This window comes from Halomonas caseinilytica (genome assembly GCF_001662285.1).
GTDB classification, from domain to species: Bacteria; Pseudomonadota; Gammaproteobacteria; order Pseudomonadales; family Halomonadaceae; genus Halomonas; species Halomonas caseinilytica.
The window spans coordinates 83,207-100,623 of record NZ_BDEO01000007.1 but is presented as its reverse complement, the minus strand read 5'-3'; the positions used below and the strand labels follow the sequence as shown (position 1 = coordinate 100,623).

The window sequence follows — 17,417 nt, the reverse complement described above, 5'->3', positions numbered from 1 at the left end:
TCGCTCTTGAAGAGGATGAGGGGCCAGTATAGCGGTGCCTTGCGGTGGGGTCAGGAGGCGTGGGAGCAATGGGAGACGGGACGATGTCGGGAGTCTGGCGGGAGGCCAATCATTTCCAGCTGCTGCCGGAGGCGGCGCGCTTTCTGCCGGCGATGTTCGAGGCCGTCGGCGCGGCCCGGGAATCGTTGCTGATCGAGCTCTACCTGATGGAGTCGGGGCGCCTGGCCACCATGGTGATCGATGCCTTGCTGGCAGCGGCGTCGCGTGGCGTGTCGGTGAGGTTGCTGCTCGATGGCTATGGTGCCATGGGCTTGTCGACGGCGGATCGTCGTCGACTTGAAGCAGGCGGCGTGGCCCTGCGCTGGTTCAATCCGCTGGGATGGCATTCCCTGGCACGCAACTTGACGCGCGACCATCGCAAGCTGGTGGTCGTGGATGGCCGGGTGGCCTTTACCGGCGGCTTCGGGGCGGTCGATGACTTTCTCGAGGCTTGGTACGAGGTGGCGGTGCGCATCGAGGGGCCGGTGGTCGATGACTGGGTGCGCTTGTTCGTGTCGCTCTGGGACTCGCCGATGACACGAGGCAACCAGGGCGCCCCACGGGCTCAGTGTCGGCTGCCTGGAGCGGCGGTGCCATCGCGAGGCACCATGCGGGGCCGCGTTGTCTGGGGGCGAGGCTATCGCTATCAGGCCATCCGGCTGTCCCTGCAGCGTCGCGTGGATGAGGCTCGCCAGCGTATCTGGATATGCACGCCCTATTTCGTGCCGACGCTGAGCCTGCGGCGTCGACTCGCACGCGCCGCACGGCGCGGAGTGGACGTGCGTCTGCTGCTGCCCGGCGGGGATCATGACCATCCCGGCGTGCGTTACGCCGGCCAGCGTTTCTATGGGCGTCTGCTACGTGCCGGCGTGCGCATCTTCGAATTCCAGCCGTCCTTCATCCATGCCAAGTTCTCGATGGTCGATGACTGGGTGAGCCTTGGTTCCTGCAATTTCGACCACTGGAGCCTGCAGTGGAACCTCGAGGCCAATCAGGAAGTGGACGACGCCGACTTCGCCACTGAGGTGGCCGCGCTGTTCGAGCGCAATTTCGCCGCCAGCCGGGAAGTGCATCGTGACGACTGGGCGCGTCGGCCACGCGGACAACGGTTCAAGGAATGGCTGTTCGGGATACTGGACGGCATGGTGACGAGGCTGCGCTGACTCGGTCCGGGCAGCGCCCGGCCCGGAGCTGGAAGAACGCCCGCTTTGCGGGCTTAAGCTTGAAGCTGGAAGAAAAAACCTTGACCCCATGTTGTCGGGGTTCATGCTGTTTTCCAGCTTCCAGCTTCCAGCTTCCAGCTTCCAGCTTCCAGCTTCCAGCTTCCAGCTTCCAGCTTACGTCTTGCGCGTCTTCTTGCCACGACCGGATGGCCCCTTGCGGCGTGGCTTGGGTTTGGGCGTTTCCGGCGGAACCCGGTAGTGCAGATAGAGATCGAGCACCAGTTCGGGGAGTTGCGCCACCAGCCTTTCCAGGCGTTGTTCGTCGGTGGCCAGCTCGGCCATGTCGGGTTCATCGGCGAACAGCCCCGAGAGCAGCATGAAGGGCAGCAACAAGGTGGCGGCGGCCTCCTCGTCGTCGGCGAACCAGGCTGCTTCGTCCAGGAAGACGCCTTCCATGAAACCGGCGCACCAGTCGCCGATCGGCGTATCTTCCGGTGCCAGGCCTCCCAGTTCCAGGTCGAACGGCAGTTCGGGCAGGCCGCCACCTTCCAGTACCTGAATGGCGTTATGGCGCAACTGCTCGAGCAGTGCCAGGACCGACTCCCGTTCGGCGTCATCGGCGAAGGCCGGCTCACCGTGAAAGAGTTCCGGTACCCAGGCGGTGGCGGGCAAGTCGTTGGGGGCCACGGCCAGGGCAACGAGAAAGCCGTGGGCGCCGATCAGGTCCAGAGCGTCGGCATCGACCCGCTCGGACTCGAGGAAGTCGTCGAGCCGGTCGAGGGCCTCGTCGTCAAGGAGCGGCTGGGGCTGGGGGGTGTCGTCTGACATGTCTCTCACTCGCAGGTGTCGTCTCGCGCGGGGCTTTACGCCGCCTTGGCGTGGCGCCATTCTAGCACCCCATGATCCATCCCGCGTTGCCCGAACCCGATACCGAATGGCTCGACTCTCTCGATCGCGCTGCCAGCCAGCGCGTGTTGCGCGAGCGGGTAGAGGCCGCCTGGCGGCTGTGTCGCGAGGTGCATGGCACCTTGCCGCGCCCGGCCGTCTGGCTCGACCTGCGTGGCAAGGGCGCCGGGCAGGCCCATTTCGGTCGTGGTGGCCTGAGATTCAACCCGGTTCTCTTCGACGAGAACCGCCGTGCTTTCCTGGTCGAGGTGGTGCCCCACGAAGTGGCCCACTGGTTGGTACATCATCTGGCGGATGGCTATCGCGCACGGCCCCATGGGCACGAATGGCAGACGGTGATGCGCGACCTGTTCGGGCTGGTGCCACATGCCACGCATCGTTTCGATACCGGACGCGCGAGTCCCGAACCCTATCGCTATCGCTGTGGCTGTCGAGAACATGGGTTCTCGGCGCGTCGTCATGGCCTGGCTCGGCAGGGGCGATGCTACCAGTGCCGAAAGTGCGGTCAGCCATTGGTCTACATGAGATGTTCGGCGGTCGATGATTCGATTTAACTATTTGTTATAAAAAAGAAAATCGTTCATACCAATGTCTAAAGTGAAGCCAGGCCAGCAGGGGGGTATGCTGGGAATACTTTACATGGTGCCGATCGACGCTGCGTCGCGCCCGGTCGGCTTCATCCACCTGAAGGGATCATCCCGAGGACAGAGGCATTTCGATGAGCGATCAGCAGCATATCTATCCGGTACGCGATGACATCGCCGCCAAGGCCTGGGCCGACAAGGACACCTACCAGGCCATGTACCAGCGCTCCGTGGATGATCCGGACGGTTTCTGGGCCGAGCAGGCCCGGCAACTGGAGTGGTTCAAGGCGCCGAGCGTCATCAAGAATACCTCCTTTGCCTCGAACAACGTCGACATCCGCTGGTTCGAGGATGGCAAGCTGAATGCCAGCGTCAACTGCCTGGATCGTCACCTGGCCAGCCGCGGCGACCGGCCGGCGATCATCTGGGAGGGCGACGATCCCGCCAATTCCAAGACCTTGACCTACCGCGAGGTCTACGAGCGCACTTGTCAGTTGGCCAATGCCCTCAAGGAACTGGGCGTCGGCAAGGGCGATACCGTCACGCTCTACATGCCGATGGTGCCCGAGGCGGCCATGGCCATGCTCGCCTGCGCGCGCATTGGTGCCGTGCACTCGGTGGTGTTCGGTGGCTTCTCGCCGGATGCCCTGGCCCAGCGCGTCAAGGACGCCGCCTCCAAGGTGGTGATCACTGCCGATGAGTCGGTGCGTGGCGGCAAGCAGGTGCCGCTCAAGGACAATGTCGATGCGGCTCTGACCCGTGAAGGCACGGAGGTGGCCGAGAAGGTGCTGGTGTTCCAGCGCACCGGTGGACAGATCGACTGGAAGGACGGTCGGGACGTCTGGTTCCACGAACTGGTCGACAAGCAGTCCACCGATTGCCCGGCCGAGGAAGTCGGTGCCGAGGATCCGCTGTTCATTCTCTACACGTCCGGCTCGACCGGTGCGCCCAAGGGCCTCAAGCACACCACCGGCGGCTATCTACTGCAGGCTGCCCTGACCCATCAGTACGTCTTCGACTATCAGGACGGCGAGGTCTACTGGTGCACCGCCGATGTGGGCTGGGTGACCGGCCACAGCTACATCGTCTACGGGCCGCTGGCCAATGGCGCGACGACCCTGATGTTCGAGGGGGTGCCGAGCTATCCGACCAACGGCCGCATGGGCGAGATCGTCGACAAGCACCAGGTCAACATCCTGTACACCGCGCCCACGGCGGTGCGCGCCCTGATGGCCCATGGCGACCATGTCATGGATTCCAGCCAGCGCGACAGCCTGCGCCTGCTGGGCTCGGTGGGTGAACCGATCAATCCCGAGGCCTGGGAGTGGTTCTATCGGGTGATCGGCAAGGAACGTTGCCCGATCGTCGACACCTGGTGGCAGACCGAGACCGGCGGCATCATGATCGCGCCGCTGCCCGGGGCGACTGACCTCAAGCCCGGCTCGGCGACTCTGCCGTTCTTCGGCGTGCAGCCGGCGTTGGTCGACAACGAAGGCAATCGGCTCGAGGGCGCCACCGACGGCAACCTGGTCGTACTCGACTCCTGGCCGGGGCAGGCTCGCTCGATCTGGAACAATCACGAACGCTTCGTCCAGACGTATTTCTCCACCTACGAGGGCATGTATTTCACCGGCGATGGGTGCCGTCGCGACGAGGATGGCTACTACTGGATCACCGGTCGGGTCGACGATGTGCTCAATGTCTCCGGCCATCGCATGGGCACCGCCGAGATCGAGTCCTCGCTGGTGGCGCACGAGGCCGTGGCCGAGGCCGCCGTGGTCGGCTTCCCCCACGACATCAAGGGGCAGGGCATCTATATCTACGTGACCCTGGATGATGAGCACGAGCCCAGCGACGAACTCAAGAAGGAGTTGACCCAGTGGGTGCGCAAGGATATCGGGCCGATCGCCTCGCCGGACATCATCCAGTGGGCGCCGAGCCTGCCCAAGACCCGCTCCGGCAAGATCATGCGCCGAATCCTGCGCAAGATCGCTGCCAACGAGTGCGACGGCCTGGGGGATACCAGCACCTTGGCGGATCCGTCGGTGGTCGAGGACTTGATCGAGCATCGCGCCAATCGCTGATCATCGTGATCAGCGCGATCCCTGGAATGCAGGAACGGGCGGGGCATGTTGCCGGCCGCCCGGTCACCATTCCGCATCGTAGCCGGCCATGGGCCGGCTTTTTCGTGACGTTGACGGAAAGTGTCGACAATTCAGGCGGATCGCTTGGGCATTGCCTCGGCCATGGGGTAACATGCGGTAAAATACAAGCGTCCAGCAGGCGGCGGCCCCGCCCGTTGCATCCGGAACCGGAGGAGAACCATGGCTTTTGCCCAGAAATTCATCGTCGCCGATGACCATCCGTTGTTCCGCGCGGCCCTTACCCAGGCGTTGCGCCAGTTGGCGCCCCAGGCCGAGATCGTCGAGGCCGATACCATGGAAGCCACGACCGAGGTGGTGACCCGTCACCCGGATGCCGACCTGATCCTGCTGGATCTGCACATGCCGGGGGCGCATGGCTTCTCCGGGCTGATTCAGTTGCGCGGCCAGACGCCGGATATCCCGGTGGCCGTGGTGTCCGGCAGCGATGAGCTCCACGTGGTGCGTCGCGCCATCGATTACGGGGCTTCCGGCTTCATTCCCAAGTCCGCGTCGCTGGCGCTGATTGCCGAGGCAGTGGGCGAGATTCTCGATGGCGAAGTATGGTTGCCGGAGGAAATGGCCGAAGCCCTGGGTGAGGCCGACGAGGAAGACACGCGCTTTGCCGAGGCCATTGCCTCGCTCACGCCGCAGCAGTTCCGGGTGCTGAACATGCTCACCGAAGGCTTGCTCAACAAGCAGATCGCCTTCGAACTCAATGTCTCCGAGGCCACTATCAAGGCCCATGTCACGGCCATCCTGCGCAAGCTCGGCGTGCACTCGCGAACCCAGGCAGTGATCGCGGCCCAGAAGCTCGAGGTCGAGCCGCCGAAGGTGGAAGAGTCCTGACGGCCTGGCCGGATGTACCCACCATCAATGCGAACGCCGCCCTTCGGGGCGGCGTTTTCGGTTTCCGGCGACGGAAGTGCAGCGCGTCAGTCGTCGTCCAGGTAACGGCGCATGGCCTCCACCGTTGCCTCGCTGCAGTGGTGCTCGATGCCTTCCGAGTCGGCCCGGGCGATCTCTTCGGGCACGCCGAGCTTGCGCAGGACCTCCAGCACCACGGCGTGACGCTTGGCGACCCGTCTGGCCATGTCGTCACCGAGCGGCGTCAGGAAGATGCCGCGGTAGGGGCGAGCAATGACCAGGCCATCGCGCTTGAGCCGAGTGATCACCTTGGAAACGGCGGCAGTACTGACGCCGAAGCATTCGGCGAGGTCGCTGGCACGCGCCTCGCCATGCCGGGCATGCAGGTGGGCGATCTCCTCGACGTAGTCCTCGACCAGCTCCGTCTGGTGATCCTGTCGAACACGCCGGAAGTATTCGTGCTTGGGCAAGGCTGGCATTCGCGACCTGTCAGTGTCCCGTCAGGGTGAAGAAGAGTACATAGCCGTTGAGCGCGATGATCAGCGCGCAGATGCCCCCGCCGATGAGGGTGACGGCCCTGCCGTTGACCAGGCTGCCCATGAGCTGGCGGTCAGCGGTAAAGCATAACAGAGGGATCAGGGCAAAAGGGATGCCGAAGCTGAGGATGACCTGGCTGGCGACCAGGGCCTTCTGTTCGGAGATGCCCATCATGATGACCGCCAATGCCGGCACCATGGTAATCAGCCGGCGCAGCCACAGGGGAATGGTGAAGTTGACGAAGCCCTGCATGATCACCTGGCCCGACAGGGTACCGACGATCGAGGAGGACAGTCCGGCCAGCAGCAGAGCCAGGCCGAAGATGTGACTGGCCGCCTGCTGGCCCATCATCGGCGAGAGCAGCTGATAGCTGTCGCCGATGGTGGCGACATCGAGCCGTCCCTGAGCATGGAAGACCGCCGCCGCCATGGCCAGCATGCTCAGGTTGACCAGGCCGGCGACCGCCATGCCGATGATGACGTCGAGCCGGTAGTAGCGCATCAAGCGCCTGCGTTGTCCCTCGTCATCGGTCTGGATGCGGTTCTGGGAGAGTGCCGAGTGCAGGTAGATGACGTGAGGCATCACGGTAGCACCGAGGATGCCGGCGGCCAGGTAGAGGGCGTAGCCATCGGGAAAGCCCGGAATCAGCAGTCCTTCGAGCAGTGGCGTGGGGTCGGGCGTGCCGAGCAGCATTTCCAGCAAAAAGCCACTGGCGATTGCCATGATCATGGCGCCGATGACGATCTCCATCAGGCGAAATCCCTGGCGGTGCAGTAACAGGGCCAGATAGGTGATCAGGCCCGTGAGCAGGGCGCCTTCCATCAGCGAGAGACCAAAGAGCAGGTTGAAGGCCAGGGCCGCACCGAGGAATTCGGCCAGGTCGGTGGCGATGGCGACGATCTCGGCCTGGACCCAGTAGCACCAGACCAGCGGACGGGGATAGCGGTCGCGAATGATCTCGGCCAGGTTGCGGCCGGTGGCCAGGCCTAGGCGTGCCGACAGGGTCTGGATCAGCATCGCCATCAGGTTGGCGCCAAGCACCACCCACAGCAGGGCGTAGCCATAGCGCGAGCCGGCCTCGATATTGGTGGCGAAGTTGCCGGGATCGACGTAGGCCACGGCAGCAATCAGCGCCGGGCCGAAGAACGGGGTCCAGCCCCAGCGTCGACGACGGCCGCTAAGCGTTGCGGCGGCCTTGTCGCGAATCGCATCGTTGGAAATGGTGGAAAGCATGGCAGGGTCTGTTAACCATGGTTAATAACTGGTCTCGAAGTTAACTCATGGTCGCCACGTTGACCAATAGCCTTCCTTCGCCCCTTCGATTGATGTTAACTATCGAAGGGGCGAGCGCTCATCGCGCCATCAGCGGGCAGCGGCCCGGCTGGCCTGCAGGGTTCGGGTCAACAAGGCCCGCAGGGCAGCGGGACGTACCGGCTTGAGCAACAGGTGGTAACCCGCGCGCTTGACCGTTTCGGCGACTTCCTCGGTACGGTCGGCGGTGATCACGATGCCAGGGACGTTGCCGTTCAGACGCTCGGCAAGCGCCTCCATGGCCATCAGGCCGGTGACTTCGTTGTCGAGATGGTAGTCGGCCAGGATGGCATCGGGATCGGCATCCAGATGGCGCAGTACCGACTTGGCACCACCGATGGAGGTGGCTGTGAAGACTTCGCAGCCCCAGCCGGTGAGCATCGCCTTCATCCCCTCCAGGATCAGCGTCTCGTTGTCGATGCACAGGATGCGCGTGCCGGCCAGCTTGTTGCCGGCACGGCGTGTCTTGCTCTTCTCCTCGGCAACTTCCTGGCTGCGGGCCTCCACCACCGGCACGCTGACCGCGAAGACGGTACCGGCGCCTTCCTCGGAGCGCACGCGGATGGGATGGTCGAGCACCCGGCTCATGCGCTCGGCGATGGAAAGCCCCAGGCCGAGCCCCTTTTCACCTTCCTTGTGGCGCGATGCCTGGTCGAGGCGACGAAACTCCTGGAAGATCTCGGCCTGTTTGGCCTCAGGGATGCCCGGGCCGCTGTCCCAGACTTCGATGGATAGCCGCTCTCCCTGACGACGACAGCCCAGCAGTACGCGGCCTTCCTGGGTGTAGCGGATGGCGTTGGAGAGGAAGTTCTGCACGATGCGTCTCAGCATCTGGGCATCGCTGTCGACCCAGGCGCGGCTGGGCACGACGACCAGGTCGAGGCCGCGCTCCTCGGCCATGACGTCGAACTCGGCGCGCAGCGGCCGGAAGATGTCTGCCAGGGCGAAATGGCTGCGTCGGGGGGTCAGGGCGCCGGCGTCGAGCTTGGAGATATCGAGCAGGGTGCCGAGCAGCTCCTCGGCGGCCTGCAGGGAATTGTCGATATGGCCGATGGTGCGCTTCATGTCGTCGGCATCCATCTCCTGGGTGAGGGCCGAGGTGAACAGGCGCGCAGCATTGAGGGGCTGCAGCAGGTCATGACTGGCCGCGGCGAGGAAGCGGGTCTTGGAGGCGTTGGCGTCCTCGGCCACCTGCTTGGCCTGGCGCAATGCCTGCTCGGCCTCGGCACGGACCCGGTTTTCCTGGCGCAGGGCGGCATTGGCCTCGGAGAGCGCCTGGGTGCGCTCGCGGACGCGTTCCTCCAGGGTTTCGTTGGTCTCCTTGAGGGCGATCTCGGCGCGGCGGCGCTCGGTGATGTCCTGATAGAGGGCAAAGAAGCCGAGGATGGCGCCGCTGTCGCCGAAGTGCGGCGTATAGGTAACCAGCATGTAGCGAATGCCTTCGGGCAACTGCAGCGAGACTTCGAAATTGACGCGTTCGCCGGCGAGGGCGCGATCGATCCAGGGCGCGCGCTCCCTGGCCATGTCCTCGGGAATCACCGCTTGCAGGGGCTTGCCGATGACCTCGTTGCGATCGATCTCGAAGGCTTGCTCATAGGCTCGGTTGGTGAAGAGGTAGCGGCAGTCCTTGTCGAAATAGGCAATCAGCGCCGGCACATTGTCGGTATAGATGCGGATGTTGTTTTCCGAGCGGATCAGCGCTTCCTCGGTGCGCTTCTGCTGGGTGATGTCCTGATAGGTGTAGACGAATCCACCACCTGGCATGGGATTGCCCTGCACCTCCAGGACGCTGCCGTCCTGGCGGTAGCGCACGTAGCGGTGGGGCTGGCCCTCGCGGATGTTGTCGAGCAGCAGCTTGACGTGTTCCTCGGGGTCGCCGGGGCCGTATTCGCCGTTGTGGGCGTTGTAGAGGAAGATGCGATCGATCGGCGCGCCGACCCGTATCAGGTGATCGGGAAAGCGGAACAGTTCCAGATAGCGCTGATTCCACACCACCAGGCGCAGGTTCTGGTCGACCACGCTGATGCCCTGGTTGATGTTCTCGATGGTCGCCTGGAGCAGGGCGCGGTTGAACTCCAGTACCTGGGAGGCCTCGTCGACGATGGAGATCACATCCGAGATACCGATGCCTCGGCCCTGCAGCGCCGAATTGACCACGATACGGGCCGAGGACGCGCCCAGCACCGAGGCCAGAAAGCGCTCGGTGAACTGGATGACATCGATGGAAGCGCGGGTATTGTCCTCCAGCGGCTTGCCGATGCGGCGGGCATAGTCGTCGAAGGCCCGGCTGACCTGGCCGGCACCCAGGAAGCGTTCACACAGGACCTTGAGGTCGCCCACCGTGGTGGCGCCGGTCCAGGGGCGGTTCACCGAGGTCTGACGGGTCTCGACGCTGTCGACGAACAGCGAGGCCTGGATGCGCTCGACCACGCGCTGCGGGGTCATCTGGGAAACGAAGATGTAGGCGACCAGATTGACGCCCAACGACAGCATCACGCCATGGGTGAAACTGTCGCCCACATTGAGTCCGAACAGGGCGGTGGGCGAGAGCCAGCCGATGTTCAGCGGACCGCCTTGCAGCCAGGTCTCGGGAAGCACGCCGGCCGCGATCAGGTCCGGCATCAGCAGGCAGTAGGCCCAGATCGCAAAGCCGGCGTTCATGCCCACGATCACGCCCAGGCGATTGCCGCGCTTCCAGTAGAGGCCACCGATCAGAGCCGGGGCGAACTGGGCGGCGGCGGCGAAGGACAGCATGCCGATGGCGGCCAGGGAGCTGAAGTCACCGAGCAACTGGTAGGCACCGTAGGCCAGCGCCAGGATCACGCCGATGGTGATGCGCCGTGCACGCAGCACCAGACGGCCGTAGTCGCGGGCCTTGGTGTCGAACCAGCGAAGACGGAACAGGGCGGGGATGACGATCTCGTTGGAGATCATGATCGACACCGCTACCGCGGCGACGATCACCATGCCGGTGGAGGCCGAGAAGCCGCCGATGAAGGTCAGCAGGGTGAGCCATTCGCTGCCGGCAGCCATGGGCAGTGCCAGCACATAGGTATCGGGCGGCACATCGGTATCGGCGAAGATGGTCAGGCCGGCGGCCGCCAGAGGCAGCACGAAGAAGCCGAAGGCCACCAGGTAGAGCGGGAACAGCCAGCGGGCCTTGGCGGCATCGTCGCGATGGGTGTTCTCCACCACCGCGACATGGAACTGGCGCGGCAGGCAGAGGATGGCCAGCATGGCCAGCAGCGTTTGTGCCCAGAACCCCTGGCCGAAGTCCTGCTGGGCAAGCTGGCGTTGCAGCTCGAGCTGGATATCGGCGAAGGCCAGCAGGTCGCCGAGGCCATCGAACATGCCCCAGGTCACGTAGGCGCCCAGCGTCAGGAAGGCCACCAGCTTGATCAGCGACTCGAAGGCCACGGCATGGATCAGGCCTTCATGATGTTCGGTGGCATCGGTATGGCGGGTGCCGAAGAGAATGGCGAAGGCCGCCATCACCAGGGCCACATAGAAGGCGGTATCGCCGAACAGCGGCGCGCGGGTGATGTCCGCCTCCGAGGTCAGCACGCTGAAGGAGGTGGAGACGGCCTTCAGCTGCAGCACGATGTAGGGCAGGGTGCCGATCAAGGCTACCAGGCTGGCGAAGGCGGCCAGGGACTGGGTCTTGCCGTAGCGCGAGGCGATGAAGTCGGCGATCGAGGTCACGTTCTGATGCTTGGCGACCCGGATCATCTTGGCCAGCACCGGCCAGAACAGCAGCAGGGTGAGAATGGGCCCGACGAAGATGCTGGCGAAGGACCAACCCGAGGTGGCAGCCTGGCCCACGGCGCCATGGAAGGTCCAGGAGGTGCAGTAGATGGCCAGCGCCAGGCTGTAGACGATCGGACGGCGTCGTGTGGCGCCCCGTGACCTGGCCAGGCGGTCGCCGCGCCAGGCAATGGCGAACAGGACGGCGACATACAGCAGTGAAACGACGATCAGTAGCCAGCCAGCGAACATGCGCATCTCCCTTACTTGATGCGGCCATTCTAGCAGCCTGGCGGGCAGTCAAACGCCCCTGTTGACGGTCGACATAGGGTAGCGAGTCGCAGGGGAGGCATGGCGACGGGAAAATGGGCGAGAGAGCGACTCGTGGGTGCCCCTCAATTCGCTTGGCAGATCTCCTGGTAGAGCGGATCCGAGCCCGTCAGACGGCGCAGCTCGTCGATCTGCGGCTGGCGTTGTTCCTCACCGAGCGGGACCAGTTCGTGGCTGTCGCAGTTCAATAGCTGGGCCTGATGGATCACGCGTTCGGAGGCGCCGGAGGTGAAGCGGTAGAGAATGAATTCCACCAGTCGCTGTCCGTCCGCCGTGGTGACGACGCGATCGTCGCGATCCACCACCGTGAAGGCCGTGGTCATTGGCAGCAGGTAGGTCCAGGGACGCCAGAAGGCCGGCTCCTGGGTGGTGGAGATGATCTGGGCAGAATCGGGCAGTTGCTGGCGCTTATGGTCGAACCAGCCGTATTCGTGCTGGATCTGGTAGCCGAGCATGCCGAGGCCGGCGCATACGGGGACGATCCAGCGCGGCAGCCGTTTGCCGCTCAGAGTGCGCAGCAGCAGTCCGAGACCTGCCGCGCCGAGGCCGGCGAAGATCGCCGCGATCAAATGCCAAATCATGTCGGGCTTCCTGACGATCATCGGGCTTCCCGAAGGAAGCCCGATGCAAGGGTTGTGGCCGGCGCCGCGGACGACGCCGAGGTGGGATTATGGCCTAGTGGCCGGTGGCGGTGCCAGCGCCCTTGGGATAGCGCACGCTCTCGACGAGCTCCTGGATTTCCTGAGGCGGTTCTGCGGTCATCCGGGAGATGGTGAAGGCCACCGCGAAGTTGATGATGGCACCCACGGCCCCGATGGACAGCGGCGAGATGCCCAGCACCCAGTGTTCCGCCGTATCCGGCAGGTTGTTGGTGCCGGGGATGAAGAACCAGCCCTTGTAGATGAAGATGTACACCAGGGTGAAGATCAGGCCGGTCAGCATGCCGGTGATGGCGCCTGTATTGTTCACCCGCTTGGAGAAGATCCCCATCATCAGTGCCGGGAACAGCGAGGCGGCGGCGATGCCAAAGGCCAGTGCCACGACCTGTGCCGCGAAGCCCGGAGGATTGGCCCCCAGATAGGTAGCCACGATGATGGCGACGGACATCGAGATGCGGGCCGCCATCAACTCGCCCTTCTCGCTGATGCGTGGATTGATGGCCCCCTTGATCAGGTCGTGACTGATTGCCGAGGAAATGGCCAGCAACAGTCCCGCGGCTGTCGACAGTGCCGCCGCCAGGCCGCCCGCCGCGATCAGGCCGATCACCCAGCCGGGCAGGTTGGCGATCTCGGGATTGGCCAGGACCAGAATGTCATTGTTGACCGACAGCTCGTTGCCTTCCCAGCCGCGCTGTTCGGCGGTCGACGCGAAGTCCTCGCTGTCGTTGTAGAGCTGGATGCGGCCGTCGTTGTTCTTGTCTTCGTACTGAATCAGCCCGGTTTCTTCCCAGGTGCGGATCCAGCCGGGGCGATCCTCGTAGAGAATCGGATCGGCGGTGGCCTGCTCGACGTTCTCGACCTGGCCGGCCATCTCGGGATAGACCGTGGTGGCGATGTTGAGACGTGCCATGGAGGCTACGGCAGGGGCGGTCAGGTAGAGCAGAGCGATGAACACCAGGGCCCAGCCGGCCGACCAGCGGGCATCAGCCACCTTGGGCACGGTGAAGAAGCGGATGATGACGTGAGGCAGGCCGGCGGTGCCGATCATCAGCGAGAGCGTGAACAGCACCATGTTGAGCTTGTTGTCCACGTCTGCCGTGTACTCGTTGAAGCCCAGGGCGGTGACCACCTCGTTGAGCTTGGCCAGCAGAGGAACGCCGGATTCGCTGTGGTCGGAGAACAGCCCGAGCGGTGGGATGGGATTGTCGGTCAGCTCCAGCGAGATGAAGACTGCCGGGATGGTGTAGGCGATGATCAGCACGATGTACTGGGCCACCTGGGTGTAGGTGATGCCCTTCATGCCCCCCAGTACCGAATAGAAGAAGATCACCACGGCAGCGATCAACAGGCCGGTCGTGGCATCCACCTCGAGAAAGCGCGAGAAGGCCACGCCCGCACCGGCCATCTGGCCGATGACGTAGGTCACCGAGGCCACGATCAGACAGACCACCGCGACCATGCGGGCCGGCTTGCTGTAGAAGCGGTCGCCGATGAACTCCGGGACAGTGAACTTGCCGAACTTGCGCAGGTAGGGCGCCAGCAGGGTCGCCAGCAAGACATAGCCGCCGGTCCAGCCCATCAGGAACGTCGAGTTGGCGTAGCCACCGGCGGCGATCAGGCCCGCCATGGAGATGAAGGAAGCCGCCGACATCCAGTCAGCGCCGATGGCCATGCCGTTGGTGATGGGGTGGACACCGCCACCGGCCACATAGAAGTCCTTGGTCGACCCGACCTTGGCCCAGATGGCAATGCCGATGTACAAGGCAAAGGAGGCGCCCACGAAGAGGACGTTGATGGCAAATTGACTCATGTGGGTTACTCCTCGAGTCCGAACTGTTTATCCAGTCGGTTCATCTTCCAGGCATAGAAGAAGATGATGCCGATGAAGGTCAGTATCGAACCCTGCTGGGCGAACCAGAAGCCAAGGTCGGTACCGCCGATGGCGATGCCGGCCAGTAGAGGCCTCAGCAGGATGGCGCAGCCGTAGGACACCAGGGCCCAGACGACCAGGCATCCGGCGATCAGCCGGATGTTGGCCGCCCAGTAGGCTTCGGCGTTGGATTTTTTGTCTGCCATTGTGTTGCTCTCCGTTTGTTGTCGAGGTCGGAAAGTTGCACCTGAAGGGAGCAGTGATGAGGCGAAGTCATCATCCACTGTGTCACGAGTAATGCTGGTCAATAATGTGAAAAAAGAAAGCCCATACTTTGGTATCAATGAGCGGCAAGTATTTTTGTGTATCTATGGTTTCTTTTTTTAATCAGTGGATTATGAGTGTTTTGAAGGTTTTTCGGATATAGTCCTTAAGTCGATATGGGACCATGGTATAGCGGCCAAGAAGGTAGTGGAGAGAGAGGAAAGTCGTACAGCATGACACGATGGTATTACGCCATCGTCTCCATGACTCAGTGTCGTACGACTTCGGCATATAGAACCATGGTATGGATTCTTGCCATTGGTGTGGCTTTGTTAGTCTGATGTCGGGGACTGTCCCCGGGTGGATGCTTTCGTTCGATGATGGATGCATCAATGGTGAATGCACGACCCCGTCTTGCCGAAGAAGATGTCAGAGAGACGCTGGGTGATGACCACGCCACGAGGCCCTCGTCATGGTCGATGTCGATCTTTCCCAACCGCCGTTCAGCTTGCTCGATGAGGACGGCCGCAAGCGGGTAAGCGGAAGCCTCGACCTGGTCTATTTCGACCTGGGAGAGATCATTCTCGATGCCGGTCAGCCGGGAGAGAGCGTCTTTCTGATCCACAAGGGCGAGGTCGCCGAACTGGATGTTTCCCGCTCTGGTGAACTGGAACGCATCGGCCATTACACTGCCGGTGACCTGTTCGGTGCGATCAGCATCCTGCGTGGGCAGAGCCGGTATCGATTTCGGGCCGAACAAGAGAGTCTCTGCTACCTGTTGCCCAAGTCGGAATTCCTGGCGTTGTGCGATGACTACCCCGCCTTTGCCGAGTGCTTTCGTCGCAACCTGGCGCACAAGACGCGCTTGCTGGCCGCCCAGCGTGCTTCGGGGGGAAGCCTCATGGCTGGTGCCATGCTGGCGCGTTCCAGGGAGTGCATGCGCCGGCCACATCACCTGACGAAAGCGGCGACCATCACCGAAGCGGTGGCCACGTTGGATGCACGTCGGGTCGATAGCCTGCTGGTCGATGGCGAGAACGGCGTGGGAATGGTGACCAAGACCGACCTGCTCAATGCCCTGGTGCTGGAGAAGTGGCCGCAGGATGCGCCGGTGCGCTCCATCGCCAACTTTTCGCTGATCACGGTGCGACCGGACCAGTATCTGTTCGAGGCGCTGGTCGCGATGACTCGCCACCGTGTCGAGCGAGTCGTGGTGATGGAAGATGACGTCCCTGTCGGCGTGGTGGAATTGACCGATGCGCTAAGCCATTTTTCCAGCCGCAGTCATGTGGTCAGCCTGCAGGTGGAACAGGCTGATGACCTGGCGTCGTTGTCGGCGGCCAGCCGGCTGATGCCCGACCTGGTCAGAGGACTGATGGCCCAGGGGGCCAAGCCGCGTTTCGTCATGGGGCTGTTGTCGGCGCTGAATGGGCGGATCATCGGCAAGACGTGGGACTTCCTCGTCGACGAGCGCTATCACGGCGCGACGTGCTTGATGGTCATGGGCAGCGAGGGGCGTGGCGAACAGATTCTCAAGACCGACCAGGACAATGGCCTGATCCTGGAGGAGAACCTCGCCTGGCCGGAGCGCGAGGCCTGTATGCGTGCCTTCAGCGATGCGCTTCTCGAATTGGGCTATCCGCCCTGTCCGGGCGACATCATGGTGTCCAACCCGCAATGGGTTGGAGGGGAGACGCAATGGCGAGAGCGTATCGATACCTGGGCACGGCGTTGCGATGCGGACTCGCTGATGAATCTGGCCATCCTGCTCGATGCCCGGGCCATGGCGGGCAATCCGGCGTTGCTGGCGCGCTTGCGCGAGTCTCTCTTTGAGCGTTGCGCCGGCGACGAGATCCTGCTGTCGCACTTCGCGCGCCCGGTCTTGCGCTTTTCGACGCCGCTGACATTGTTCGGCTCGTTGAAAAAGCCGCAACACGGCATCGACATCAAGAAAGGCGGGATCTTTCCGGTCGTGCATGGCGTCAGGGTCATGGCCCTGGAGCGCAACATCACGGTGACCTCGACCCTGGAGCGGCTCGATGCCCTGGTGGCCGATGGCCGGCTGGAGGCTCGCTTCGCCGAAGACCTGGGCGAGGCGCTGTCACTGTTCACCGAGTTGCGCCTGAAGCAACAACTCGAGCGCCTTGATGGCAAGGAAGGCGAGCCGGACCGCGTAGTGGTTCAGGAGCTGTCGTCGCTGGAACGTGATCTGTTGAGCGAAGCGCTGCACATCGTCAAGGACTTCAAGCAACGGCTGTCTCATCGCTATCACCTCGAATATGGCTGAGGGATGGCGGTGGCGAACACGACAGGGAATGTAGAACGACCGGGAGGGAAGCAGCATGTTCAAGGCCTTGAGACGCGCAGCCGATCGCCGGCGCCATGCCGATGGTCGATATGGCTGGCTCTTTCAGCCGTATACCGGCGACGAGATGGTCGCCGTGGCCTGCCGAGCCACCGAGCCTGACAGCGGCCATGGCGAGCCGGTGGCGATCGCCGCCGTGCGCCTGCGGGGAGACCGGGTCTTGACCAGCGAATCGCTCGACCTGCATGTGCGTCGACCGGAGGGGCTCACGGCCGAGTCCGTTCGTCGACACGGGTTGCGCGGCGTCGACCTGGATGAAGGGGAGGCGTTGGGAGTCGCCCTAGAGCAGCTTCTCGATTTCGTCGGCAATCGTCCTCTGGTGGGATGGCACCTGGAGGACGAGCTGGCCATGCTGAATCGCGGCTTGCGGCCGCGCTTCGGCTTCGATCTGCCCAATGCGGCGATCGATGTGGCGCATCTCTTCCAGCGGCGCCAGCGCTATCGGCATCCTCAGCTCGAGGGGCGACCGCGCTTCGAGGAAGCTGCCGAGCGGCTCGACGTGCCGATGATGGGGCGCCACAGTGCACTGGGCGATGCGGTGACCACGGCCTTGATGTATCTGCGTCTGGCACGTGATGACGCCGCACGGCGTCGGAGCAGCTGAGGGACGCTTCGCCTGTGCTGGTCGGAATGGTAG

General features: G+C 63.5%; 13 protein-coding genes. 6 read left to right on the top strand and 7 right to left on the bottom strand.

Annotated features, from left to right (window positions below):
• The first annotated feature begins 83 nt into the window (after window positions 1-83).
• A complete protein-coding gene (locus HSDC_RS08210) occupies window positions 84-1,202 on the top strand; it encodes a phospholipase D-like domain-containing protein (protein WP_064699455.1) in 1,119 nt (372 codons plus the stop codon).
• Between the two features lie 174 nt (window positions 1,203-1,376).
• On the opposite strand, the gene HSDC_RS08205 is transcribed toward HSDC_RS08210, so the two are convergent.
• Complete coding sequence (locus HSDC_RS08205; protein ID WP_064699454.1) at window positions 1,377-2,030, bottom strand: YecA/YgfB family protein; 654 nt, start codon at window positions 2,028-2,030, stop codon at window positions 1,377-1,379.
• A gap of 71 nt (window positions 2,031-2,101) precedes the next feature.
• Between HSDC_RS08205 and HSDC_RS08200 the strand changes: the two genes are divergently transcribed.
• The 3 genes from HSDC_RS08200 to HSDC_RS08190 all read left to right on the top strand — a co-directional run bounded on the left by HSDC_RS08200 (window position 2,102) and on the right by HSDC_RS08190 (window position 5,682).
• On the top strand, window positions 2,102-2,662 hold the full coding sequence (locus tag HSDC_RS08200) for a SprT family zinc-dependent metalloprotease (RefSeq protein ID WP_064699453.1): 561 nt from the start codon (window positions 2,102-2,104) through the stop codon (window positions 2,660-2,662).
• 164 nt (window positions 2,663-2,826) lie between these two features.
• Window positions 2,827-4,776: an acetate--CoA ligase gene (acs, locus tag HSDC_RS08195; protein ID WP_064699452.1), complete on the top strand. Its 1,950-nt coding sequence runs from the start codon at window positions 2,827-2,829 to the stop codon at window positions 4,774-4,776.
• A 240-nt stretch (window positions 4,777-5,016) separates the two neighbouring features.
• Window positions 5,017-5,682 carry a response regulator gene (locus tag HSDC_RS08190; RefSeq protein WP_013333318.1) on the top strand — a complete coding sequence of 222 codons (666 nt, stop codon included), beginning with the start codon at window positions 5,017-5,019 and terminating at the stop codon, window positions 5,680-5,682.
• Between the two features lie 86 nt (window positions 5,683-5,768).
• On the opposite strand, the gene mntR is transcribed toward HSDC_RS08190, so the two are convergent.
• The 6 genes from mntR to HSDC_RS08160 all read right to left on the bottom strand — a co-directional run bounded on the left by mntR (window position 5,769) and on the right by HSDC_RS08160 (window position 14,357).
• Entirely contained in the window at window positions 5,769-6,179 is a 411-nt protein-coding gene (mntR, locus tag HSDC_RS08185) for a manganese-binding transcriptional regulator MntR (RefSeq protein WP_064699451.1), read from the bottom strand.
• A gap of 10 nt (window positions 6,180-6,189) precedes the next feature.
• Complete coding sequence (locus tag HSDC_RS08180; RefSeq protein WP_064699450.1) at window positions 6,190-7,470, bottom strand: Nramp family divalent metal transporter; 1,281 nt, start codon at window positions 7,468-7,470, stop codon at window positions 6,190-6,192.
• 129 nt (window positions 7,471-7,599) lie between these two features.
• Entirely contained in the window at window positions 7,600-11,544 is a 3,945-nt protein-coding gene (locus HSDC_RS08175; RefSeq protein ID WP_064699449.1) for a hybrid sensor histidine kinase/response regulator, read from the bottom strand.
• A gap of 143 nt (window positions 11,545-11,687) precedes the next feature.
• Entirely contained in the window at window positions 11,688-12,203 is a 516-nt protein-coding gene (locus HSDC_RS08170; protein WP_064699448.1) for a hypothetical protein, read from the bottom strand.
• Between the two features lie 94 nt (window positions 12,204-12,297).
• Window positions 12,298-14,091, bottom strand: coding sequence for a sodium:solute symporter family protein (locus HSDC_RS08165; RefSeq protein ID WP_064699447.1), 1,794 nt, complete (start codon window positions 14,089-14,091; stop codon window positions 12,298-12,300).
• A gap of 5 nt (window positions 14,092-14,096) precedes the next feature.
• Entirely contained in the window at window positions 14,097-14,357 is a 261-nt protein-coding gene (locus tag HSDC_RS08160; RefSeq protein WP_064699446.1) for a DUF4212 domain-containing protein, read from the bottom strand.
• A 530-nt stretch (window positions 14,358-14,887) separates the two neighbouring features.
• Between HSDC_RS08160 and HSDC_RS08155 the strand changes: the two genes are divergently transcribed.
• Together HSDC_RS08155 and HSDC_RS08150 are read left to right on the top strand one after the other, a co-directional pair.
• Entirely contained in the window at window positions 14,888-16,702 is a 1,815-nt protein-coding gene (locus tag HSDC_RS08155) for a putative nucleotidyltransferase substrate binding domain-containing protein (protein ID WP_064699445.1), read from the top strand.
• A gap of 55 nt (window positions 16,703-16,757) precedes the next feature.
• Entirely contained in the window at window positions 16,758-17,384 is a 627-nt protein-coding gene (locus HSDC_RS08150; protein WP_064699444.1) for a 3'-5' exonuclease, read from the top strand.
• The last annotated feature ends 33 nt before the right edge of the window (window positions 17,385-17,417 follow it).